Source organism: Dokdonia sp. R86516 (assembly GCF_044596715.1).
Taxonomy (GTDB): Bacteria; Bacteroidota; Bacteroidia; order Flavobacteriales; family Flavobacteriaceae; genus Dokdonia.
The window spans coordinates 2543865-2566389 of the sequence record NZ_CP138998.1 but is presented as its reverse complement, the minus strand read 5'-3'; the positions used below and the strand labels follow the sequence as shown (position 1 = coordinate 2566389).

At 35.3% G+C, this 22525-nt stretch carries 24 protein-coding genes and 1 pseudogene; 17 read left to right on the top strand and 8 right to left on the bottom strand.

What is annotated here, in order from left to right:
• The first annotated feature begins 69 nt into the window (after positions 1–69).
• Together pepT and SJY23_RS11510 are read left to right on the top strand one after the other, a co-directional pair.
• Positions 70–1317 (top strand): peptidase T, encoded by a 1248-nt coding sequence (gene pepT / locus SJY23_RS11515; RefSeq protein ID WP_396596453.1) that lies wholly within the window; start codon positions 70–72, stop codon positions 1315–1317.
• Positions 1318–1327: 10 nt separating this feature from the next.
• Positions 1328–2521, top strand: coding sequence for an LETM1-related biofilm-associated protein (locus SJY23_RS11510; RefSeq protein WP_396596452.1), 1194 nt, complete (start codon positions 1328–1330; stop codon positions 2519–2521).
• On the opposite strand, the gene SJY23_RS11505 is transcribed toward SJY23_RS11510, so the two are convergent.
• The 5 genes from SJY23_RS11505 to SJY23_RS11485 are packed head-to-tail and all read right to left on the bottom strand — an operon-like array spanning position 2518 to position 5404.
• On the bottom strand, positions 2518–3276 hold the full coding sequence (locus tag SJY23_RS11505) for a LytR/AlgR family response regulator transcription factor (protein WP_396596451.1): 759 nt from the start codon (positions 3274–3276) through the stop codon (positions 2518–2520). The two genes, SJY23_RS11510 and SJY23_RS11505, sit on opposite strands and share 4 nt — an antisense overlap.
• Before the next feature lie 48 nt (positions 3277–3324).
• Entirely contained in the window at positions 3325–4461 is a 1137-nt protein-coding gene (locus SJY23_RS11500) for an amidohydrolase family protein (RefSeq protein ID WP_396596450.1), read from the bottom strand.
• Positions 4458–4802 carry a 2TM domain-containing protein gene (locus SJY23_RS11495; protein ID WP_396596449.1) on the bottom strand — a complete coding sequence of 115 codons (345 nt, stop codon included), beginning with the start codon at positions 4800–4802 and terminating at the stop codon, positions 4458–4460. Before SJY23_RS11495 ends, SJY23_RS11500 begins: the two co-directional genes overlap by 4 nt.
• Positions 4802–5113 (bottom strand): 2TM domain-containing protein, encoded by a 312-nt coding sequence (locus tag SJY23_RS11490; RefSeq protein ID WP_396596448.1) that lies wholly within the window; start codon positions 5111–5113, stop codon positions 4802–4804. The genes SJY23_RS11495 and SJY23_RS11490 overlap by 1 nt, the downstream gene beginning before the upstream one ends.
• Before the next feature lie 6 nt (positions 5114–5119).
• Positions 5120–5404 carry a 2TM domain-containing protein gene (locus SJY23_RS11485; RefSeq protein WP_225969309.1) on the bottom strand — a complete coding sequence of 95 codons (285 nt, stop codon included), beginning with the start codon at positions 5402–5404 and terminating at the stop codon, positions 5120–5122.
• 159 nt (positions 5405–5563) lie between these two features.
• Here SJY23_RS11485 and SJY23_RS11480 point away from each other — a divergent pair, with 159 nt between their 5' ends.
• The 5 genes and pseudogenes from SJY23_RS11480 (at position 5564) to SJY23_RS11460 (ending at position 9064) form a co-directional block, all read left to right on the top strand.
• Entirely contained in the window at positions 5564–5728 is a 165-nt protein-coding gene (locus SJY23_RS11480) for a Lacal_2735 family protein (protein WP_035337265.1), read from the top strand.
• Between the two features lie 82 nt (positions 5729–5810).
• Positions 5811–5984, top strand: coding sequence for a hypothetical protein (locus tag SJY23_RS11475; protein WP_160164977.1), 174 nt, complete (start codon positions 5811–5813; stop codon positions 5982–5984).
• Between the two features lie 58 nt (positions 5985–6042).
• Positions 6043–7946 (top strand): annotated as a pseudogene (locus SJY23_RS11470) (DNA polymerase III subunit gamma/tau).
• A gap of 34 nt (positions 7947–7980) precedes the next feature.
• Positions 7981–8562, top strand: a complete 582-nt coding sequence (locus SJY23_RS11465; RefSeq protein ID WP_108879296.1) for a tRNA-(ms[2]io[6]A)-hydroxylase — start codon at positions 7981–7983, stop codon at positions 8560–8562.
• A 37-nt stretch (positions 8563–8599) separates the two neighbouring features.
• On the top strand, positions 8600–9064 hold the full coding sequence (locus SJY23_RS11460) for a hypothetical protein (RefSeq protein ID WP_396596447.1): 465 nt from the start codon (positions 8600–8602) through the stop codon (positions 9062–9064).
• On the opposite strand, the gene SJY23_RS11455 is transcribed toward SJY23_RS11460, so the two are convergent.
• From SJY23_RS11455 to SJY23_RS11445, 3 genes are all read right to left on the bottom strand, one after another.
• Positions 9061–9585 carry a TlpA family protein disulfide reductase gene (locus SJY23_RS11455; RefSeq protein WP_396596446.1) on the bottom strand — a complete coding sequence of 175 codons (525 nt, stop codon included), beginning with the start codon at positions 9583–9585 and terminating at the stop codon, positions 9061–9063. The two genes, SJY23_RS11460 and SJY23_RS11455, sit on opposite strands and share 4 nt — an antisense overlap.
• 114 nt (positions 9586–9699) lie before the next feature.
• Positions 9700–10776, bottom strand: coding sequence for a hypothetical protein (locus SJY23_RS11450; RefSeq protein WP_396596445.1), 1077 nt, complete (start codon positions 10774–10776; stop codon positions 9700–9702).
• A gap of 83 nt (positions 10777–10859) precedes the next feature.
• Complete coding sequence (locus tag SJY23_RS11445; protein ID WP_108878658.1) at positions 10860–11525, bottom strand: Crp/Fnr family transcriptional regulator; 666 nt, start codon at positions 11523–11525, stop codon at positions 10860–10862.
• Between the two features lie 426 nt (positions 11526–11951).
• Between SJY23_RS11445 and SJY23_RS11440 the strand changes: the two genes are divergently transcribed.
• The 10 genes from SJY23_RS11440 to SJY23_RS11395 all read left to right on the top strand — a co-directional run bounded on the left by SJY23_RS11440 (position 11952) and on the right by SJY23_RS11395 (position 22266).
• The gene (locus SJY23_RS11440) at positions 11952–12467 is read left to right on the top strand and encodes a hypothetical protein (RefSeq protein ID WP_396596444.1); all 516 of its coding nucleotides are present in this window, start codon (positions 11952–11954) and stop codon (positions 12465–12467) included.
• Positions 12468–12533: 66 nt separating this feature from the next.
• Entirely contained in the window at positions 12534–13067 is a 534-nt protein-coding gene (locus SJY23_RS11435; protein WP_396596443.1) for a hypothetical protein, read from the top strand.
• A complete protein-coding gene (locus tag SJY23_RS11430; RefSeq protein ID WP_396596442.1) occupies positions 13060–13572 on the top strand; it encodes a retropepsin-like aspartic protease in 513 nt (170 codons plus the stop codon). The genes SJY23_RS11435 and SJY23_RS11430 overlap by 8 nt, the downstream gene beginning before the upstream one ends.
• 235 nt (positions 13573–13807) lie before the next feature.
• Positions 13808–16774, top strand: a complete 2967-nt coding sequence (locus SJY23_RS11425) for a type I restriction enzyme HsdR N-terminal domain-containing protein (RefSeq protein WP_396596441.1) — start codon at positions 13808–13810, stop codon at positions 16772–16774.
• Between the two features lie 142 nt (positions 16775–16916).
• Positions 16917–17213 (top strand): hypothetical protein, encoded by a 297-nt coding sequence (locus SJY23_RS11420; RefSeq protein ID WP_396596440.1) that lies wholly within the window; start codon positions 16917–16919, stop codon positions 17211–17213.
• Positions 17214–17606: 393 nt separating this feature from the next.
• Complete coding sequence (locus SJY23_RS11415) at positions 17607–17954, top strand: hypothetical protein (RefSeq protein WP_396596439.1); 348 nt, start codon at positions 17607–17609, stop codon at positions 17952–17954.
• Positions 17955–18076: 122 nt separating this feature from the next.
• Positions 18077–18856, top strand: a complete 780-nt coding sequence (locus tag SJY23_RS11410) for a hypothetical protein (RefSeq protein ID WP_396596438.1) — start codon at positions 18077–18079, stop codon at positions 18854–18856.
• A gap of 86 nt (positions 18857–18942) precedes the next feature.
• Positions 18943–20604: a right-handed parallel beta-helix repeat-containing protein gene (locus SJY23_RS11405; RefSeq protein ID WP_396596437.1), complete on the top strand. Its 1662-nt coding sequence runs from the start codon at positions 18943–18945 to the stop codon at positions 20602–20604.
• A gap of 37 nt (positions 20605–20641) precedes the next feature.
• Positions 20642–21502: a glycerophosphodiester phosphodiesterase family protein gene (locus tag SJY23_RS11400; protein ID WP_396596436.1), complete on the top strand. Its 861-nt coding sequence runs from the start codon at positions 20642–20644 to the stop codon at positions 21500–21502.
• Positions 21503–21573: 71 nt separating this feature from the next.
• On the top strand, positions 21574–22266 hold the full coding sequence (locus SJY23_RS11395; RefSeq protein ID WP_396596435.1) for a hypothetical protein: 693 nt from the start codon (positions 21574–21576) through the stop codon (positions 22264–22266).
• Positions 22267–22525 lie beyond the last annotated feature (259 nt).

Below are 22525 nucleotides of genomic sequence, written 5' to 3'. Positions count from 1 at the left end.
GGTATTTTTGAAGCAGAACTGAATGATGATTTCTACGCTTTCGCGAAAGCGTACTCACAACCACCCATTATGATTGATAAAGACGCACTTCTTAAAAGATTTATAAGCTACGTAACTACCTATACCGAAAGTGACCCTAACAGTGATAACACGCCAAGTACTGAGTGCCAGTGGGATCTTGCGAGACAGCTCAAAGATGAACTAGAAGCAATGGGAATGAGTGAGGTGACTATAGATGAGCATGCGTATGTGATGGCGACACTGCCTAGCAATGTAGATCACGATGTGCCAGTTATTGGTTTCATATCACACTTTGATACAACTCCAGATTTTACGGGGAAAGACGTAAAACCACAGATTTGGGAGAATTATGATGGTGGTGATCTCGTTCTCAATAAGGAACAGAATATCGTGTTGTCTCCAGAATACTTTGATGATTTAAAGCAGTACAAAGGGCAAACTATTGTAACTACTGATGGTACTACCCTACTTGGAGCAGATGACAAGGCGGGTATTACAGAGATTATGGAAGCGATGAAATACTTGCTTGAAAATCCTCAAGTAAAACACGGAAAAATACGCGTAGGCTTTACTCCAGATGAGGAAATAGGTCGTGGTGCACATAAATTTGATGTAGCAAAATTTGGTGCAGAATGGGCGTACACTATGGATGGTAGCCAGATAGGCGAACTAGAATATGAGAATTTTAATGCTGCTGGAGCGGTGGTTACCATAGAGGGTAAAATTGTACACCCAGGCTACGCAAAAGGTAAAATGGTAAATAGTATGTACATCGCTACAGACTACATAAACAGCTTACCTAGACTAGAAACTCCAGAGCATACTTCTGATCGTGAGGGATTCTTTCACTTATATGATATTAACGGAAGCGTAGACACTACAACGCTAGAATATATCATAAGAGATCACGACAAAGGACACTTTGAAGCTCGTAAACAAATGATGAGCCAACTAGCAGATGAGCTCAATGCGCAGCTAGAAAAAGAAGTAGTGACCGTAGAGATTAAAGATCAGTACTTCAATATGCGGGAGAAAGTAGAGCCTGTAATGCACATTGTAGATATTGCAGAGGAAGCAATGAAATCATTAGACATAGAGCCACTTATTAAACCTATACGTGGAGGTACAGATGGATCACAACTCTCATTTATGGGGTTACCATGTCCTAACATATTTGCTGGAGGTCATAACTTCCATGGGAGATATGAGTATGTACCTGTGGAGAGTATGATGAAAGCTGTTGAGGTGATTGTAAAAATTACAGAAATCACAGCTCAAAAGAACGCTAGCAACTAGTTAATTACTTATGAATCCTTCTGCTACAGGCTGGATAAATAAACACTTCCCAAGGCTTCTTGACTACCTTGTTAAGAAGCCTATGGATGAGCGTGAATTTTATGACTCGCTACGAGCCAAGGGTTTTATTTATGGACACTCGCTAGACACCTTGCTGGATAGTGAATCCTCACAGCTTAAGTGGACGGTACAAGAGAAAACGAAGATTAACCTCTTTGATGCTCTTGCTTTTACATACTACGATACAATTACAAATGCAAGGCAAGAAGATTGCCTAGAAGCTATCGTTTCATTTTATAAACTGTTAGACAAAAAGGAACAGTACTTTATTAAAATCCCATTGGGTAATGAATCTGCTTCCTCTAAGGTGGAGAAAATTATCCACCAGCGAGTGCAAACTAATGAGTCTGCTCTGCAGAAGAGTTTTAGCCATCTTATCACTAATGCTTTAGTGTTTATAGACATCTTAAGTTTTGATCACTACCTCATTACTCAGGGTGATCCTTATGAGTATGCAAAAAACCTAGAGGCTGTTCTTACAGAATCTATATGGCTTGCATTGCAACAAAAAGAAAGTAAAGATGAATATAACAAGCTCCTTATAAAACTATTTGAAAGCTCTGTACGTTATAACGAACTCATAAAGCACACGCATACTGAAGTTTCTGAGATTAACCTCGGGATTATCACAGAACCCCTAGAGCAACAATACCTTCTAGATTTATGTAGTCTATCACTATGGGATGATGAGAAAATCGATAAGCATGAACGCGAATTCATAATGCAGTTCTGTACGATTATGGGACTTGATGAAAAAGGGTATCTAGATGCGGTACTTGCTGTAAAAACTTTTTTGACAGAACACGGCACAGAGATATCATATCTTAAATATAGCAATCCTATAAAGCATTTTTATAGTCAGACGACTTCTTCTGTGGGTAATCTTATATCACGTAATAGCAAACGTCTTGTGAGAGAAATAAGAGAGAGTCGTGACTTGGTAATTTTACTAGGTCAGTCTACTACCCGTGATTTATCTAAAGAAGAACGTAAACTAGTAAAGAAACAACTACTTGACATTTGTAAAAGCATACCGTCACTCGCTGTATTCTTACTTCCAGGAGGAGGATTACTACTTCCTATTCTCGTGCGATTAATTCCTACAATGCTCCCTAGTGCTTTTAATGAGAATCTTGAGGATTAGGCAATCCACGTTTTAAAGTCTTTTACACGCTCTCTGCTCACAATAATTTCTTGCTCATTCCACGTATTGAGCTTTATTTTTAGTCTTGAGTTTGTGTAGGCTATGATATCTGCTATGGCATTGATATTTACGTAAAATTTCCTGCTTACGCGAAAGAATGTCTCAGGCTCTAGATCGTTTTCTAGTAGCTCCAGCGTAGTATCAAGTAAATAATTACGTCCATCTACGGTACCTGCGTAGGTTCCTTTGTTTTCACTATAAAAACACTCAATCTCATCTATAGGAATCATTTTTATATGCTGTCCTATTTTTGTGGTAAAACGCTTTTTATACTCTCGCTCAACTGGCGTTGCACCTAGCAACTTTCGGATGTCTTCAAAGTTGAGTGACACGTCTTGCGACTTAGGCATGCGCTCCTTGTATTTGCTTACTGCTTTTTCTAAGTCTTCGTCGTCTATTGGTTTTAATAAATAATCTACGCTATTGAGTTTGAAAGCCTGTAGCGCATATTCATCAAACGCTGTTGTAAAAATAATAGCACTCTTCACCTCTACTTGATCAAAAATCTCAAAAGACAACCCATCTGAGAGTTGAATGTCTAGAAAAATCAAATCTGGGTGCGTATTTGTTTTAAACCAGGCCACAGCTTCTTCTACAGAATGCAGCATTTCATTTACAGTAACTCCTACTTCGGCAAGCATTCTATTAAGGCGTCTTGCAGATGGTTTTTCGTCTTCTATAATGAGTACGTTCATGGATTGGTTGTTTGATGATTTTTTGATGTACGTAAAAATACTAATTCTTTATTCTTGTGCGATAAGCACGCCTTCTTTCCAAATATTTGCTATCGAGTTTATGTTCATCACATCATCCACAGGAGATTTATCAAGCAATAACATATCTGCTTTAAACCCTTTTTTGATGTATCCCACATTCTCTAAAGAAAACTTATCTGCCGGTAATGAGGTAGCACTTGCTAGCACTGCTTCTATGGGTAATCCCGCTTTCGCGAAAAAAGCCAATTCCTTATACAAATCGCTGCCTATATTAATATTGGCATTTGGTGGATCTGTACCTGCTAGTATCGGAATTCCTGCATCATATAGGCGTTTAACTTCCTTTAGGAGACGCGCTTCTATTTCGGCAGTTTCTTCAGGAGTTTTATTGTAGTACAGTGGCTGAATCAATACTGTGGTAAGTATGGTAGGTATCACAAAGAAGTTTGCATCTTCATTGAGTTGATCGAGTTGTGTCGCTGTGAGAGGCGCATCATTATAAATATGTACAAGACCATCTGCACCGCTTGAGAGTGCATCAAAAGCATCTTGCGCTCGTGACACATGTACAACTGCTATTTTACCTGCTTTATGAGCTTCTTTAATAATAGCCGCTACGGTTTCTTTATCAAGTGTAGCCTTCCAAGGTTCTACAATGATTTTTATATAATCAACTCCAGCAGCTACACGATCTGCTACCCATTGTTGCGCATCTTCTGGCCCCGAAAGTGTGGGAATAGGAAAACCATATTGTGTACCGTGACCGCCTTCTGTAGTGGCTGCATATCCTGCGCGATACAATCTAGCATTTCCAGGGGTATCACGTAGATTAATCATTGCCTCTTGCATAGGTTCCATGCCGTGCATGTCTAGCAAATTGAGAACACCTGCTTGGGCTGCTTCTTGTAGTTGTGGTGCTGCCCATGTATGTACATGTGCATTAGTAAGAGCTGGCATTAAGAACTTCCCAGTGCCGTCTATGGTAGTCTGTGCAGTAAGTGGGTTTGAAGACACCTCACTGATGATTCCGTTTTCTACTTTTACAAATTGATTTGCTAAGATTTCGGTGCCATTAAATAAGGTTACATGTTCTACCACAAAACTTTGCTGCGCGCGCACGGAGTAGAAGCTCACTAATAGTAAGATAAATAGCGTACGTATCATGAATTCCTGTTTTCGCGAAAGCGGTTTGAAAACTCCTCTTCCTCTTGATCCATAAACTCTTGAATCTTGCGATCTTCCCACTTTTTTATAAATGTTAAAAATCGAAAGCCTTTAAAAACATATATCCAATGCACTAGCAGCGATAATCCCCAGAAAAAAGGTGTTGTATATCGTACCCACCACGGTGCATTACCCAGCACATCGAAGTTAAAAAACATGCCCGAATAGAATAATTGCAGGAGGATGTTAATCACAATATAAACCGTGAGGTGTCTATAAAACCCTTTCTCTTCTTCTACGCGTTTTTTTGCGCGTTCATATTTACTATTATTTGATTCCATTAGTTCTTAAATAACGTATTAGACTGTGATTCTTGTTCTTCTTTTTTTAAGTGTTCTTCTATTTTCCTTTTCTCCCAACCTTTGCCTAAAAAAAAGTTGACACCGTATAGTTTAATTGCTTCAATAACGATACCCAGTAAAGAGAAGCCTATTACCCACAATACCCAAGGATTGCGAAACTCATTGACGTAGTAGTTTATGGCTGCTACCACGGCCGAGACAATGATTGCATTGACAATCTTACCATAAAATTTTCTAACACGTTGCACATGTTCTGTAGCTCTTTGATACTTTTCTTTCTGTGTTTCCATATTATCTTATTTAAAGTCCTCTTTACGAATGTACTCATCTATCTTACGTTTTTCCCAATCTTTTGAGAAGAAAGGATTCCACCCGAAGGTCTTTGCAGCATGACTAAGTATCCCGATTCCCCAACCTGCGATAGGAAAAATAGCCCAAAAAAAACCTGTGGTATAAAAGTTTAATACTAAGAAGAAGCATACAAAGATGAGGTATGTCCCTAGGTGTGTATAAAACTCTTTAAGCTCGCTTACTCTTGCTCTTGCTCTATCGTACTTTGTATTTTCTGTTGTTGTGTTCATAATGTTTGTTTTTGTTTGATGGTGTAAATATCATATCAAAGCTTCTTTTTTTAAAGTAGTACTTACCGAAGTGTAGAAATTCATTACTGAATTGTAAAACTGTCATAAACTCATTGAAATCACCTCTTATAAACCGTATCTTTATGTAAAAAAAAAGTTATGTTCGGATTATTTAAAAAGAAAAGCGAAGTAGAAAAACTTCAGGAAAAACACAAACAGATATTAGAAAAGGCGTTCCAACTATCTAAAACTGATAGAAGTGCTAGCGATAGTTTATATGCAGAAGCTGCAGAGATTGAAAAGCAAATATCGCAGCATTCGTAATTTTGTGCATTTATTATTGTGAAATCGTTAAGTAATTGTAAAAAAAATTATATTTTACAATTGCAAACAAAAACACTCTAGTATGAAATCCCTATTCTACTCATCGCCAAAACTGAGGCGATTAATGGCGTATCGAAGGAAAGCCATGTGCAACGCAAAAAAATGGAGCAATAAAGATGAAATGGCTAGTCACAGCTACCAGATTATGGTGCATGTAATTGACCAGAAGCTCTCTGCACTTACTGTTAATAAATAAGCAATAAAGAGTCCATACTCACTAGCATAATATTACGTACCCCTTTATATTTGTGAGTATGGAACCTTTTATAGTATCTGCCCGAAAATACCGTCCCACCACTTTTAAAGATGTTGTTGGGCAACAGGCTATTACTAACACTTTAGAAAACGCAATACGCAACAACCACCTCGCTCAGGCGCTACTTTTTTGTGGTCCTCGTGGTGTGGGTAAAACGTCTTGTGCACGTATTCTTGCAAAGCAAATCAATACTGACGAGAACACAAGTCCAGATGAGGACTTTGCTTTTAACGTATTTGAGCTTGATGCAGCGTCAAACAACTCTGTAGATGATATACGTAGTCTTATAGATCAAGTACGCATCCCGCCACAGGTAGGAAAATACAAGGTGTATATTATTGATGAGGTGCACATGCTCTCTGCTGCGGCCTTTAATGCGTTTCTTAAAACACTAGAAGAACCTCCTAAGCACGCTATTTTTATACTAGCGACTACAGAAAAACACAAAATCATCCCTACGATACTTTCTCGTTGTCAGATTTTTGACTTCAAGCGTATTACAGTAACAGATGCTCGCAAGCACCTTGTACAGATTGCGCAAGAAGAAGGTATTGAAGCAGATGAAGAAGCTCTACATATCATTGCTCAAAAGGCAGATGGTGCGATGCGTGATGCATTATCCATTTTTGACCGCGTAGTAAGTTTTAGTGGTAAAACGCTTTCGCGAAATGCAGTGACAGAGAACTTAAACGTTCTTGACTACGATACCTATTTCACCACCACAGATTATTTACTTGCAAACGATATACCACAGGTACTCGTACAGTATAATGATATCTTGTCTCGTGGTTTTGATGGACATCACTACATTGCTGGTCTAGCTTCTCACTTTAGAGACTTAATGGTTTGTAAAAATCCGCCGACGATTCATTTATTGGAAGTAGGCGATACGACTAAGAAAAAATACTACGAGCAATCACAAAAAACCGATATGGCTTTCTTAATGGAAGCTATCAATATTGCAAATGATTGTGATCTTAAATTTAGAACCAGCCGTAACCAGCGACTGCTAGTAGAACTTTGTCTCATGCAACTTGCCTCTATCACTTTTGATGGAGAAAAAAAAATGACGGTCCGTTCTTAGTACCACCTTCTTATTATAAAGTAGATCAAACACAGACTGGCACAGCGCCACAAGCGCAAACGGCAGTTGTATCAAATAACACTTCAGCTACACAAGCACCAAGTGCTACAAATGCAGCAGCAGTAGCAGCAGCTGTTACGCAAACGCCGAGTACTCCTACTCCGCCGCCTACTGTACAGCAAAGTGTACCTGTACAAGAAAATACTGTTGCACCAAATACAAGTGCTCCACAAGCAACGCAAGCTCAAACGCAAAATGCAGCTCCTGCACAGAACACAGCAGCAACACCGCAAGCTGCTCCTGTAACGCCTCAAGCCTCATCTACTACTCCTAGCGTACCAGAATTATCATTGCGCAAGGATCGTGTGTCTGGGTTGTCACTTAAAGGATTACAGCGCAAAAAGGAGCTAGAGCTAAAGAAAGCTGACAAAAAAGTAGATGTAGAAAATCTACCTACAGAGCCATTTACAGAAATTGCAATGCAAGCTGCTTGGGCAGAGTATGTAAAACGTCTTCTTGCCAAAGGAGAACGTATTATTGCCTCTAACCTAGAAGCAGATCAGCCGACATTGAATGGGACTACCATTGAATTAGAGTATCCTAACGAGACTATGAAAATTGAAGTAGAACGTGCTCAAGGGCCGCTACTTGAATTTTTAAAACGTAGTCTCAACAATTATGATATTACTTTAGGAATTACGGTAAATGAAGAAGTACAGCGCAAATATGCCTATACTGCTCAAGAACGATATGATAAACTACGAGAACACAATCCTGCGCTAGATATCCTCAGGAAAACATTTGATCTCGACCTATAAAAAAAACGCTATGGAAAATAAAGAAGCTATCCAGATGCTCCACCTTAAATTACCTACAGATCCTCGCTGGGTAAATATTGTAGAAAAAAACATAGAAGAAATACTTACAGATCACGCCTACTGCGAGCAGAAAGCTGCTTCCAGTGCGATTTCCTTTATCATAGGTTTTCCAGAATACACAGAGCTTGTGAGTGCAATGAGTGATCTTGCCATGGAAGAAATGAGCCACTTTAAAATGGTGCACGATATCATGGTAGAAAGAGGATTACACCTAGGTCGTGAGCGCAAGGATGCTTACGTACACAAGCTACGCTTCTTTTTCCCAAAAGGAGGATCAAGAGTAGAGAGTTTAGTAAATAGATTGTTGGTTGCGGCGCTTATTGAAGGTAGAAGCTGTGAGCGTTTCCGCTTACTGTCTGAGGAGCTTGAAGATAAAAAGCTTGCTAAGTTTTATCGCAAACTCATGATAAGCGAGGCTGGACACTACACGATGTTCTTAAACTTTGCGCGCCAGTATGGAGACAGAGCAAAAGTAGATGCGAAGTGGCAAGAGCTGTTAGATTTTGAAAAGCAAGTAATGAAGGATCTAAGTGTTACAGAAACCATACACGGATAATATTTCCACTAGTTTTCTCAACTAAACATAAGCTTATATGCGCATACATATTCTTATCATTTCTTGTCTAGTAGTGAGCTGTATCGCTTGTAAGGAGAAAGCTCCTGTGCAAAAACCTACCACACCGTTTGATTATTTATTAGGAGACTGGGAGCGCACTAATAGTAAAGGCGGCAGCGAGACCTTTGAACACTGGAAAACAGTTACTGCTACGGAGCTACGTGGTCATGGGTACACCTTAGAAGACGAGGACACCGTTTTTAACGAGCGCATACGTCTTGTACAAAAGAAAAACGAGTGGCAACTATACATAAGCGGTCTTAATGAAACGCCCACTATTTTTAAGATTACCGAGAATGACGGTAAGTCATTTACAGCAGTAAATCCTGAAAATGAATTCCCGAAGGTGATTAGGTATTCTTACTTTGATGATGTGCTTACGGCAACCATATCTTCAGAGGAAATGGAAATTCCGTTTATATTCTGGCGGGTAGAAGATTAATCTTCGCCGAGTAGGTTGTCTATGATGGTTCTTATGCTATCGCTATTCCAGTCTGAGGCGCCTGTTTCTTTTACCACTATATTTCCTTCCTGATCGATGATGTAACTCGTAGGTATCGAGCGTTCAAAAAGTAACTCCGGTGTTTCCATCGCAGGTAAAACTGCTGGGAGGTCTAGTTCTCTTTTGGTCATAAACTTTTTGACTACTTCAGGATCTTCGTTTGTGATGAGCAAGAACGTAATCTTATCTCCATAATCTGCATACAGTTCGGCTATAGATGGTAGTTCGGCAATACACGGAGGGCACCATGTTGCCCAGTAACTTATAAAAGTCACTTTGCCCTTCCCTACGCCTACTTCGGCTGGGATTCCTTCTAGCGAGCTTACTTTATAATCAAAAGACTGGAGTTGAGTTTGGTCCTTTTTCGCGAAAGCGGACGGAGAAAATATCGCCACCTTCACCTTATTTATTGACACTTGGATAGGAGTCCTCGTCTGCGGGATAATAAGCAGGAGAATCACAATGATGAACAATATATTTTGCCAACTAAATCTTTTTTTCTGAGCCATAGGGAATAAAAAAATGCGTGTGTACGATGAGTCGTACACACGCATTAAACTTACGTTTTTTTATACTTAATTACGAGTAACCGTCACAGGTTCTGATAAGTCAAAACAACCGCTTAGGTCATTTGCATTTGCACCCACCATAAGACCGGTAAGTCCTTCCTCATAACGCAGGTACCAGATAAGGCAAACGCCCGTCCCAGCATCGTCAAAGTTTACGCCCTCTACCGCAGCCAGTGTAGGTGGTAATCCCAGAATCTCTCCAGTATCTGTAGTGATCACCCAGCTATTTAAAGCGCCTACGCTCTCTCCCGTAAGACCTAGCCCGCTTACCATATCTGGTGTGCCGTCTACGGTAAAGGTAAAAGGACCTCCAGTAATTTCGGCAGCGATGGCCTCGTTACGTACTACTTCTACAGGTTCAGATAGATCAAAAACTCCCGTAAGGTCATTTGCATTTGCGCCCACTTCTAGCCCTTCTAGTCCTGGCTCATAACGTAGGTACCAGATAAGGCAGATTCCTGCTCCTGCATCGTCAAAGTTTACACCCTGCACTGCATCTAGCGTAGGTGGTAATCCTAAAATTTCGCCAGTGTCTGTGGTAATCACCCAGCTTCTCTCTGATCCTACAGAATCACCCATAAGTGATAAACCGCTCACCATATCTGGCGTACCATCTACACAAAACTCAAAAGGCCCTCCTACGATTTCGGCAGCAAGCGGTCCCGCGTTGCGGTTTACTACAAGAAAGTTAGAGAGCTCAAAATCTCCTGCAAAGTCATCAAGATTTTCACCCGTTGCTAGTCCGCTCAAGCCATCTTGATACGCAAGGTGATAGATGTAACAAGCACCCACACCAGCATCGTCAAAGTTTACACCCTCCAGCGCTTCAAGCGTAGGTGGGATTCCTAAGATGTTTTTAGAGTCATCTGTCACTACAAAAGTAGTCACATCTCCCGCTAGTTCGCCAGTGAGTGTCACGCCCGTTACCATATCTGGAGCTCCATCTACAAAGAAGGTAAAAGGACCTCCTGCTAGCGTGCCAGCTTCTGGTGTGATTGCGTTTGTGGTTGTATCGTCGTCAGAGTCACACGATACAAGGATAGCTCCTAGAGCGAAGCATCCCATTAATAGTTGCTTTTTCATTATTGATAGTTTTTTTTATTTAATAGTGTAAAACTAAAACCATCAAGATTGCTTAAATGTAAGCTAGCTTACATTTGGTGATTTTATGCCACTTTTATGCGAATTTCATTGCGAGAAAATTCTAAAAACTGCGTTGCCTTAAGCTCGTTCATAATCGCATTAAGCGTAGGTCTTGAGGTGCCTATGAGGCTCGCGATATCTTTTTGAGTGTATGGATGTTTGATCACCGTATCTCCCGTATTTGGGCAGCAATAGCCATAATCTTCGGCTAGTTCTGTCATAAATTCCTTTACACGTGTGGTCGCATCTTTAAAGAGTAGCAAGTCCAGACGGCGTTCTAACTTTTTAAACCTGATCCCGAGAAATTTATACACCTTAAGACTAAAGCTGTGGTTATTGCGCATTAACTCCTGCATCTGGCACACCGGTACGGGGCATACCGAGGTTTTTGCATCTATAGACTGTGCAAACTCACTGCGCGACTCCTCCCCTAGTATTGCCTTCTCGCCAAAGAGTTCGCCCTTAGTAAGTATCGCCCGCACCACCTCCTTACCATCCTCTGCATAGTAGCCCAGCTTTACCTTACCCTTCTCTATCAAGTACACCTTATTTGCCGCATCCTCCTCAAAGTAAATAAAGTCCTGCTTCCCGTATTGTGAGAAGTTATGCCGTTTTCTATACTGCTTTGTTTTATGGGGACACAACACGCTAAAAACATTTACATCTTCAAGAAACCAGATTTTTGACATAGCGCGTGTAGGATTTAATTGTTACACATCTGTCGGCAACTGCTCTGTAACCTTACAGCCAGTAGGCGTTTATAGCATTGTGGGTGTAGTACGCTTACGCGAAAATGTCTCGCATTATATCCTTATGCTTTTATGAGTAATGTGTTTAGCGGGTGGTTTTTAGAGCGTGACTGCTGCCGAAAATTGATATCCTTTTGAAGTAAAGTGACTTATTTTCAATTATTTCGCTATAAATGAGGATTACCGTATGGCAGTTTGGATTTGAGGTGGTAGATTAGTGGTTTGCTTGTAGGTATTGATTATTTACAGCAATAAATGGTAATCTTAAATAATCTTTTTATGAACTGATATTCATTGGTTTGTGGTGGGGGTTTTGGTAGATTTCTTGGGGATAGAACTTGTAATATAACAAACGCAATCAATAGAATGAAAAAACTGAATTTAATTTATCTAGTTTTAATTGGCTTATTAATTTTCACAAGTTGTTCAAGTGATGACAGTGATTTAGAAAACACAAATGAAAGTACAATTGAAGTAACTATTAATGGAACTGACTATTCTTTCAATACTTTCACAGTCGTTAAGCATTTTGAAGGAACGGCAAACGATGATGAATTTCCAGATTATTTCACAGTAGAGGCCAGAATTAATAATCAATCAGATATAATAGTTGATTTTGATGTAGAATTAGGCTACACAGGAGATTCTTTTGATGGTACTATTATAGGAGAATTTAATCTTAGAACAAATTCCAATAGCAACACATGCGACTATTTTGGAGTAAATATAGATCATCCTATGATTAATGTAACGGTAAACAATGAAGATGAATTTATTGCGACATTTTCTTTTACCAATAATTATGGAGGAGGATGTGGCAACGATTCAATTTTTGGAGATGAAGTATCTTATACTAATGGTTCAATTTATATAGATTTATAATAGAAGTCTTAAATATTAGATTGCTTGAAAATACTCATTGTTTTAAATACTTCAACAACATAAAGAATGAAAATAAAAAGTAAAAATCCTTTTTTACGCTTCAATATTGAAGGTTCAGACTATTTAGAAAGACCGGTAAATCATTATGAAATGATTGAACTTAGAAAAAGAGCACTTATTTTCATTCTAGATTATAGTTTACTCTTCGCTTTTATATATCTAACAATTCATTTTGTAAAGATTTTTACGCCAGAAATTCCAGACAGTATTACCTACATAACTATTGCTTTTTATTCTATCGTTTTTATTTCTATAGAATATTATTTTGATGGCACAATTTTCAAAGTGCTATTTAATATTAGAAGTATGAATACAAAATGTGAGAAATTGGGAATTCATATTTTCATAATCAAATTTTTATTGAGACCAATCGCATTTGCTTTAGCTTTGATATACTTAAAGTTTTGCTTTGCTATTCTATTATGGCTTTTTGGAATTTATAAACCTTTATTTAAGTTCTTAAATGGTAAAATGGATTCTATATGGTATGATGATTTTATAAAACAAATTGTAACAAAAATTCCAAACCCTAATGGCTGATTTAAAGAAAAATAGAAAGCCTAGATATTTTTTTAAATGGCTATCCATCATTATCATTTTTTTCACTTTATCATTAAGCTTAAGCGCAGTCGTTGTTAATAAGGAGATTGAGGCAAATAATGAACATATAAAGATTCCTTTATTAAATTATCTAGAGTCGTATCATTTAGATGCTGAGATCAATGAAATTGATATTGATTTCATTTTAGATACAGGAGCTAGTGAATCAATAATTTCTAATAACATAATGGATCAAATACAAAGTGCATCAAATGATAACATCACACATCTAGAAAAGAGCTATTACATATTAGCCGATGGCTCACAGGTATATTGTGATAGAATTAATATCAAATCAATGAAAATTGGAAACCACATTATACAAAATGTGATTTTTGGAATAATGCCTAATGAGACTGATAATTTATTAGGAAAAAATGTATTGGATAAATACAAAAGATGGTCTGTAAATAAAAACTTAAATGAGCTAACACTTATTGAGTAATTATTTTCAAAATTTGTTTAAAAAAAGAGCAGATCTAAGCTAAGACTATGGTTTGTGCGTTAAGGAAAGTTGCCAATTTGACAATTCTCAAAATAGAAAATAATTAGTGAAATTTAAAAATTCGGCTTGAGTTTAAGCGAATGGTAGTTGCGTTTTTTCAGCGCTACGAGCCATATACACAACCGTTATCTCTCATTAGAATAACAAAATCATCGGATAGATTGGAAATATGCTTATGACAGAAGAAGATATAACAGGTAAACTAATATTACCATACCTAAATGACTTAGGATTTGATGTATCTGAAATTTCATTAGAGAAAGGGTTCAAGATAAGACTTGGAAGGAAAAAGTATGCTAGAGGAAGATCAGATATTCTTATCAAAAGAAATAATAAGAACCTATTTGTAATTGAGGTGAAAAATCACTCGATTTCTATCACTGATGATGATATCGATCAAGGAATTTCCTATGCAAGATTATTAGACGAAATAGCTCCTTTTACAATTATAACTAATGGAAAAATAAAAAGGGTTTTTGATTCAATTACTAAAAAAGAAATATTTGACAATAATATTTCTGAACTATCTCCTTTCTGGAAAAATGGTTGCACTTTATCTGAAGATGATGACTTAAGAATCAGATATGAAGCACTCAGAAGCTTTATTGCATTTTCACCAGAAAACTTAAAACTCTTTTGTAACTCACAAGTTAGAGAAAGAATGGGTTCAATTTTTGGTAGTATAGATAGTCCATATTCTAAATTTGTCAAAGAACTACATGTACAGCGCAACGAACTTCAAAGTTCTTTTAAGAATTTTATTAATTCCGATTGTTCCATTTTTGGTTTAGTTGGCAATGCAGGAGTAGGAAAGACAAGTGCGATTTGTTCCTTAGCTCTTCAAAATCTAGAAGAAAAATTTGTTTTTTTTTATAATGCAGCCATTATTACCTCACCAATGGAGTGTATTTCCAAAGATCTGAATATCGCTTTTTCAACTAGAGTAGAAACAGATGTTGTTTTAAAAAAATTAGATGGATTAGGGCATTATGCAAACAAAGAAATATTAGTATTCATTGATGCTATAGATGAAAGCACTAATTCAAATATTTCTCAAGAATTAAGCGATATAGCTCTAGTTTCTAAAAACTTAAATAAAGTCAAAATTGTTATTAGCTGTAAATCAAATATTTGGAATTTAATTATAAAAATCAAAAATACTCCAACTCATCTATTTGAAGAATTAGAAAAATCACATAATAAAGTAAGTAGTTTAAATAATTCTCCAGCATTCGTTTTAAATGATTTTACAGATAAAGAATTAAAAGGTATTGTCCCGTTGTATCAAAAAGCATTTGGCTTCAAAGGAGTAATAACAAATTCATTGCTAAAGGAGCTGAAAAATGGTTTCTTTTTAAAAATATTTAGTGAAGTTTATAATGGAAAGAAGATACCAGAAAAAATAAATAATAAAGAGTTAATTAAAAAATTTTTAAATCAGTCTCTTAATAAAACAGATATTGACAAGTTAAATGCTATTAGAATTCTTTCTAAAATTGGTGCTATTCAACTTGGTCATAAATACACTTCATGGGAATCCTATAAGGATGAAGGTCTTGACGCCTATAATCTTCTTGAAAAATTAGATTTCTCACTTGATAAAAAAATACCCGAAGATTTATTTTCAAGGAACATACTAATAAAGTCAAATAAAGAAGATTCTTATAATATTTCATTTTACTATTCAAAAATTCGTGATTTCGTTATATGCTATCATTCATATAAACTTGATAAGTTAAGCGATGAAGAATTTTATACTGTTCTAAGTGATTTCTATGAAAATCATATAGGAAAAAGTGCTATTGCATTTTATATAGAAAATGCAAGCTCTTCTCATTTGTATACATTATCTAAATTCAAGAAAGATAAAGCTTTGGAATATGTAATAGGTTATGAAAATTACATTCATTCTAATTTTAAAAATTTTAAAGAGAAGTTTAATCCTGAAACATTTGGTGACATTGGTATTATACTACCAGAAGATCTTATTTACGAAGACGGTTTTGCTCTTTTACCTGTAGATTTAGTAAAAGAGAATAGAGTCCAACACCACTGCTTAAAAGATCCATTTTCTGGTAAAAATGGTGAAAATCTGTATTTCGACAGAGGTGTTATTTCAGTGTATGGTAGTAACAACAAGCTATTAGTAGCTAATCAAATTAATGTTATAAAAAAAGATATATACAAGGAGTTAGAAGAAATAATAGAAAAAGGAAAACTAAGCTTCAATAATTCTGATATACTACTTCTAGAAAAGGTTTCTTCAATACTTTATGTCTATTATGAAAAGTTAGGTTATAATTTTGAAATTGAAGATTATTATTTACCAAGATTCAATGCAATTTATCCGATTGACTTAAAAGTCTTGAAAGACAGACTTTATAAATTTATAGTAACTGAATATTATAAGAGAAAAAGTATTGACCGAACACAATTAAAAAAAGTAGTTGAAGATGCTCTATTAAATAAAATAGAGATTCCTAAATTAAATATAACTGGTGACTTCCCACCATTTGAAGAGCTATATAGAATAGTTAATATTTTGCTTGACAAAGGTTATCATATTTTAAAGGAACATCATTTGCCTTGTCCAGACTTAACAATTTCGGATACTAAAGAATTCGAAAAACTTCGTAGAGAAAAAAAGGAAAAATTTAATATTCATAAAATACGAAATTATCAATATAGCGAAGAAAAAGCCAAATTGTACATTGATAAGTTCTATCAATACTTAGAAAATTCTTATCTGGATTTTGTTGAGCATTTCTTCCCAACAATAAAAGATAGTTTTAAATACTACAAAGCAATTCCAAATGAATATTTCTTCTATATAAGAAATTTTGATGACCTAAAATGGGACGGATTTGGATACAAAACTTCTGTAAAAGGTGATTATAAAACTATTTTTAAAGATAGAGGAAAAGAAAGCGAAGCATTTAAAAAAGATAAACTGAAATTCATAAAAGCATTCTCACTAGATTTTATATTAGAAATCAATGATTATAGTAGTAATAAGTATCCTGTTCGTACCGTAGATAGATTAAACACTAAAGAAGTAGACAAACTTTGTGTAATTCGTAACTGGATTTATAAGATGTTACAAGATGATATTGAAGACATAATCAAACAAAATACTAAATAACGAGAGATAACAACATATATAAAAAATAGCGGTTTAAGGGGTTAAACGAAAATGAATTTTATAAATTTCAGTCACTTATAATCCGAAAAGTTAGTGCTTAAAACCCGCTACTTTTCATATACAATACCGTTGTGCTTAATTGATGAAAAACATTCTGCTAATAATATTAATCCTAAATTTTACCTCTTGTAATCAACTTACAAAAGAGGTTGAAAATTCATTTTCGACAATGGGAATTAAGTTGGATAGCTTAAATAATATTGAGGAGAAAAAAATAGAAAAAATCTTTAATGAAATTAACTCGAAACGGATTAAAAAATATGATGGAGAAAATTCTGCAATGATTTATTATTCTGCAATTAAACACAATCGTATTGTGGATTCGTTGATTAACAAACTTAAATCAGTTGGAGAAAACGAACTCGAAAAAAAAAATTAACAGACCGATTTGAATACGAAAAGGCTAACTTAAAAACTAAGTTAAATTCTATTACGGAATACAACACAAAACAGACAATTGATTCTTTGCTAAAACCATCGAATGACATTGATATTATGCCAAATTTTGCAATAATATCTGAATTTCAAAGCGGAAAATTAAATGCATCTGAAAGTTCGGAATTACTATTGCAGAAACTGTACGAAAAAATAAAAACTGAACTGAATAAAAACTAAGCACAACAAAGAACTGAACTAAAAAAAGTCTACTTCGGCTAAGCTCAGAATAGGCTTTTAAGCTAATTTTGATCCATAGTTTTCATCTTAGGGTCTTCCTGATTCTATGATGGCGAAGGAATTAATATGAGAACTTATTAATAATAGTTTAACCTATATGAAAAAAGTAGATTTTGACATTATACCATTATCAATATCAATCATATTATTAGTAATCTCGTTCGTAGTGATTGCTACTACAAATTATACACTTACACTCGAACATTATATAGGCTTAAGTGCTGTTATAATTTCTACTTATTTATATTTCAAAAAAAGGATGATGTACTACGTTGTCTTTGGATTAGTATTATTAATAGGTGCTTTGGGATTTCTAAATTTTTTCTATACAGCTTTTAAAATAGGGATCGGCAGTTTTGGGATTAACCCAATCATGATTGCTTTATGGATACTTCATACTGCGATTGTATATCAAATATTTGAGAAATTAGACGCCAACAAATAATGTTACAAAAGGGTAATATTATTTCAGGAAGTAATTTTATAATTTGCACTCGGTAAGACTTATACGAGACTTTACTATCACCAAACAACTAACAAACCATTCATCACAATCAAAAAATAATCATGAAAAAATTATTTCTTTTAGTACTCATTAGCTTCACTTTATTAGCATGTTCATCAGATGATAGTCCTACAATCCTGGAAGAAGAAACTAATGCTTCTCTTAAGCTTTACAAAAGAACAAACAGTTATTACGATGGGGTATTATCTTCAACTCAAGAAGTATTTTACAATAGTGAAAACAAGATTGAATCTGTTACCTTAAATGAGGTTGATTATTTAAATAGAACTTTTACAGTTAATTACACCAATGGCAATGTAAGCGGAATTACTCGTTACACAGATGTAATTAATCCAAATGGAATAGATGAAACCATTAACTACAATGACATAACGCTAACTAATAATAGCATAATTCTTGTCTCTGACGCCAGTGATAAAACCTTAGAAATTGAATTTTCTAACGGCTATGTAAACTCAACAAAGTTCTACTCAACGTCAATGCCAAGTAGCCTCTTCGAACAAATATTTACTCGTAATTCAAACAATCAACTTATTTCCAATACTACTGGTTTTGATAGTTTTGAATATTCGGATTTTGATTCTGGCAAACAACTAGATCCGTATGGAAGCGTCATGGAATATGAGCACAGTACATTCTTTATGATATTTGGTCTTGAGGTATCGAGAGATAATCCTTTGACCGCCACTTACAATGGAAACAATGGAGAAACTTATAGTCATTTTTTAGAATATGACGAACAAGGTTACGTCACAAAAGTGAGTTATGATTCATCAAACTCAAATTCAAACTATTCTGAACACCAATATATTACAGAATAAGCGGGTTCTAACCTTTGTAAGGTAAGGTCTAGACTTTCTTACCACAAAGCAACGAACAAATCATTCATCACAATCAAAAATTATTTATGAAAATAAAATTACTTTCAATCTTACTACTCATTTCTTTCAATTCAATATGTCAGACAACAATAAGTGGATATATTAGTGATAATAGCAATTGGCTGCTAAAAGATTCACCATATATAATTACTGGAAATACATTAGTCGCAGATGGAGTTTCTCTTACAATTGAACCAGGTGTAATTATCAAATTTGAAAATGGAACAACGTTTCAAGTTGATGGTGAACTAAAAGCTATAGGAAGTCCTGATAAAAAGATAACCTTTACTTCAAACAATACTTCACCGAATAATGGCGATTGGAATCACATTTTATTTAGTGACACTTCAATAGATGCTAATTATGACTCTGAAGGAAATTACCTAGATGGATCAATATTTAAGTATTGTAATTTTAGTTATGGTGGTGGTCTTGATTTAGGAATACTCAACATAAATAAATCTCGCCCTCATATTGAGTTTTCTACTTTTACTAACAGTGGCTCAGATGGTATTTATATTAATAATGCCAACCCGAAAATAGATAATTGTACTATATCAGATAATTATGGTGCTGGAATTATTTCACCGAACTATCTAAATAATAATGATATTGAAGTTATAAACTCAACTTTAAATAACAACAACGGTGGTGGTATACAGATTGAATCTTCTGGTAATGGCCTTTTAAAATTTATTAATAACAATATCAGTTTTAATTCGAAGAATGCCATTTTTGTGTATTCGGCTGGTGGTAGTGGTAGTGGTACTATCGAAATAAAAGAGAATACAATTGAAAATAATACTTCTTCTAATGGAGCTGGACTATATATAGATGGAGGCTTTGATATTGATATAACATGCAATAGTATTTCAAAAAACTCAGGAAACAAAAATAGTGCTCTGTATATGAGGAATGGGTACAATCCTTACACTATAAATATCAAGAATAATGCTTTTTTAGAAAACACTACGTCTTCTGGTCATGTTGTTGAGTTTGAATACCAGATTTCTTACACAACTACATTTAGCTTAAATAATAATTTTTTCAAAAGTAATGTTGCCTTAAATAATTCAATAATAAACATTTGGGGAAGTCTTAGTTTTGATGCTTATCGAATTAATTACAATACCTTTTTTGACAATTCAGCAGTCTCAACATTAAGTTTAAATCGCTTTAGCGGAGTAATCTCTAATAACAATTTTTTGGATAATGAAACTAGTTATCAAATCAATAATCTTAACGAAACTGGAGAGTTAGATATTAATGCACAAAATAATTACTGGGGAACAAACGACATAAATAATGTCGATATATATGACTGGTTTGATTTAGGTTCTTTATCAATTGTAGAATTAAGCCCTATATTGAATAGCTCTATTACCACAGATACAGAATGTTCTCCATTGACTCTTAATTTAGGTAAGATTGCTATGAATAATAACAGTCTCAACATTTGGCCAAATCCCTTTAAAGATGAATTAAATATAATTGGTGATTATATTGAAAATTCAAATGTTCTTGTTGAAATTTATTCTATTCATGGTAAATTAATGAGAAGAGAAAACTTATCACAACAATCAGGTTCTATAAAAATCTCAAATACTTCTATGGTTCCAGGAGTTTATTTATGCAAAATTGTTATTGATAACGATAATATTATTTACAAAAAGATTATGGCTAAATAAGAAAACAAAAAAACATTCATCACACTCAACCACACCAATGAAAAAACTACTACTTCCCCTACTCCTTGTTGGAATTCTTATTGCAGGATGCAATCCGTCTACAGAGAAAACAAATACGCTACAAGAGTTCTTCAGTTATACTGAGAATGGCGAAACATTAATCAGTGCGCATCGCGGTGGTAAAAGTTATGCAGGCTACCCTGAGAACTGCTTAGAAACCATGAAATACATCAAAGAGTCTATTCCAAACGCGTTGTTTGAAATTGACGTGGCAAGTAGTGAAGATGGCGTTCTATTTCTTATGCATGACAGTTCGCTGGAAAGAACAACAACAGGCTCTGGAAGAGTTAATCAAAAAGATTGGGAAATACTATCACAACTCCACCTCAAAGATGATTTTGACTCCATTACTAATTATAAAATCCCATTATTTAAAGATGTGTTAGACTGGGCAAAAAAGGAAAATGCTATACTCACGGTTGACATTAAGCGCAGCGTTGATCCAGAACTTGTACTCCGTTTCATAGAGGAAAATGATGCCTTAGCGCAATCGGTGATTATTACTTACTCTATGGAGACGGCACAGCAACTTTACAAGTTAAATCCTGAGGTTGTACTTTCTGTGAGCATTAGAAATATGAAAGAGTTTGATACAGCTGCTAGCTCTGGCATTCCATGGAAAAATATGGTGGCTTTTACGGGAACCATAGAATCAAATCCATCACTGTATGCCAAATTGCATGAAAAGGGAGTGATGTGTATGCTAGGTACGTTAGGTAACCTTGATAAAAAGGCCAAAGCAAGAGGCGATGTACTCTATAAAGAATGGACAAAGCTTGGCATAGACGTCTTTGCAACCGATAGACCACTTGAAGTGCAAAAAGCGCTTGTAAAGTAGCAAATCAACCAGCAACACCTAGTATTAAAATAACCCAGTAACAGCATTTACGACCTTAGATTACCACACTCATGAACAGACTAACACTTCTACTCCTTTCAATCGTATTAATTTCTTGCAATAACACCGAAAAGAAAGAGCAGCTTCCAGAGAAAAAGGAAGTTGTACAACCCACAATAAAATCTATAGAAGAAGTCAAAAGTAAAATCAAGCGTTTTAATGATTTCATCCCGAGCGATTATGAACTTGTGATTTCTAGAAATGAACTCAATAAAGTAATGTCAGATTTTAATAAAGACGGCGTTTCTGATTATGCGGTATTACTAGCCAGCGGAAAAAACGACAGAGACTACTCAAACACAAAAGATGTGCGACTTGCGATTTTTGAAGGCCAAGCAGATGGTTCTTTTGTACTCAAAAGCCAAACCGGAAATTTGACCTCGGCCTTTTTACATGTAAACCCTAACCGTAGGATAAAAGTTGCCAGAGCCAATGTGATCAATGTGAAGCACGAATCGATGAGACATGACTATGAGTTAAAAATCAAATATGATAAAACATACAACGACTATATGCTCATAGGCTCTGAATACAACAACTACGGCAACGCCGCAAAAGATGGAGCCGGTAACATTAGCTCAAATTTCATAGAAGGTAAAAGAGTGTCGACTATTGGTAAGAACAAAACAACAACTTTAGATAAGAAGCTCTTGCCGATTTCGGCAATTAACGACGGTAATATTTATGAATTGATTGGTGGGTAGGGCTTTAACGTCAAATAATTCAAGAGGCTATTCACACCTAATCTTCAAATAACACAAACTGTAATTTTCTACATAAATATTCAAATCAATTTTCAATATTACTAAAAATAAGGAAATCCGTAGGGTATTTCAAAAAAAAGATGGTAGATTAGCATTCGTGTTTTCTAAATTTTTCTGTGACGACATTTCAGTAATCAGCCTTTAGAAAATTATAGATGATAAATGAAGACTACCTAGCAGATTTAAATTTTAATATCAA

Coding starts and splice junctions, on each gene's coding strand:
- SJY23_RS11430 (WP_396596442.1), top strand. CDS start 13,060: ATGGCTGATTTAAAGAAAAATAGAAAGCCTAGATATTTTTTTAAATGG.
- SJY23_RS11445 (WP_108878658.1), bottom strand. CDS start 11,525: ATGTCAAAAATCTGGTTTCTTGAAGATGTAAATGTTTTTAGCGTGTTG.
- pepT (WP_396596453.1), top strand. CDS start 70: ATGATTGATAAAGACGCACTTCTTAAAAGATTTATAAGCTACGTAACT.
- SJY23_RS11505 (WP_396596451.1), bottom strand. CDS start 3,276: ATGAACGTACTCATTATAGAAGACGAAAAACCATCTGCAAGACGCCTT.
- SJY23_RS11490 (WP_396596448.1), bottom strand. CDS start 5,113: ATGGAAACACAGAAAGAAAAGTATCAAAGAGCTACAGAACATGTGCAA.
- SJY23_RS11480 (WP_035337265.1), top strand. CDS start 5,564: ATGTTCGGATTATTTAAAAAGAAAAGCGAAGTAGAAAAACTTCAGGAA.
- SJY23_RS11395 (WP_396596435.1), top strand. CDS start 21,574: ATGAACAGACTAACACTTCTACTCCTTTCAATCGTATTAATTTCTTGC.
- SJY23_RS11495 (WP_396596449.1), bottom strand. CDS start 4,802: ATGGAATCAAATAATAGTAAATATGAACGCGCAAAAAAACGCGTAGAA.
- SJY23_RS11485 (WP_225969309.1), bottom strand. CDS start 5,404: ATGAACACAACAACAGAAAATACAAAGTACGATAGAGCAAGAGCAAGA.
- SJY23_RS11400 (WP_396596436.1), top strand. CDS start 20,642: ATGAAAAAACTACTACTTCCCCTACTCCTTGTTGGAATTCTTATTGCA.
- SJY23_RS11405 (WP_396596437.1), top strand. CDS start 18,943: ATGAAAATAAAATTACTTTCAATCTTACTACTCATTTCTTTCAATTCA.
- SJY23_RS11465 (WP_108879296.1), top strand. CDS start 7,981: ATGCTCCACCTTAAATTACCTACAGATCCTCGCTGGGTAAATATTGTA.
- SJY23_RS11475 (WP_160164977.1), top strand. CDS start 5,811: ATGAAATCCCTATTCTACTCATCGCCAAAACTGAGGCGATTAATGGCG.
- SJY23_RS11415 (WP_396596439.1), top strand. CDS start 17,607: ATGAAAAAAGTAGATTTTGACATTATACCATTATCAATATCAATCATA.
- SJY23_RS11510 (WP_396596452.1), top strand. CDS start 1,328: ATGAATCCTTCTGCTACAGGCTGGATAAATAAACACTTCCCAAGGCTT.
- SJY23_RS11410 (WP_396596438.1), top strand. CDS start 18,077: ATGAAAAAATTATTTCTTTTAGTACTCATTAGCTTCACTTTATTAGCA.
- SJY23_RS11435 (WP_396596443.1), top strand. CDS start 12,534: ATGAAAATAAAAAGTAAAAATCCTTTTTTACGCTTCAATATTGAAGGT.
- SJY23_RS11450 (WP_396596445.1), bottom strand. CDS start 10,776: ATGAAAAAGCAACTATTAATGGGATGCTTCGCTCTAGGAGCTATCCTT.
- SJY23_RS11500 (WP_396596450.1), bottom strand. CDS start 4,461: ATGATACGTACGCTATTTATCTTACTATTAGTGAGCTTCTACTCCGTG.
- SJY23_RS11440 (WP_396596444.1), top strand. CDS start 11,952: ATGAAAAAACTGAATTTAATTTATCTAGTTTTAATTGGCTTATTAATT.
- SJY23_RS11425 (WP_396596441.1), top strand. CDS start 13,808: ATGACAGAAGAAGATATAACAGGTAAACTAATATTACCATACCTAAAT.
- SJY23_RS11460 (WP_396596447.1), top strand. CDS start 8,600: ATGCGCATACATATTCTTATCATTTCTTGTCTAGTAGTGAGCTGTATC.
- SJY23_RS11420 (WP_396596440.1), top strand. CDS start 16,917: ATGAAAAACATTCTGCTAATAATATTAATCCTAAATTTTACCTCTTGT.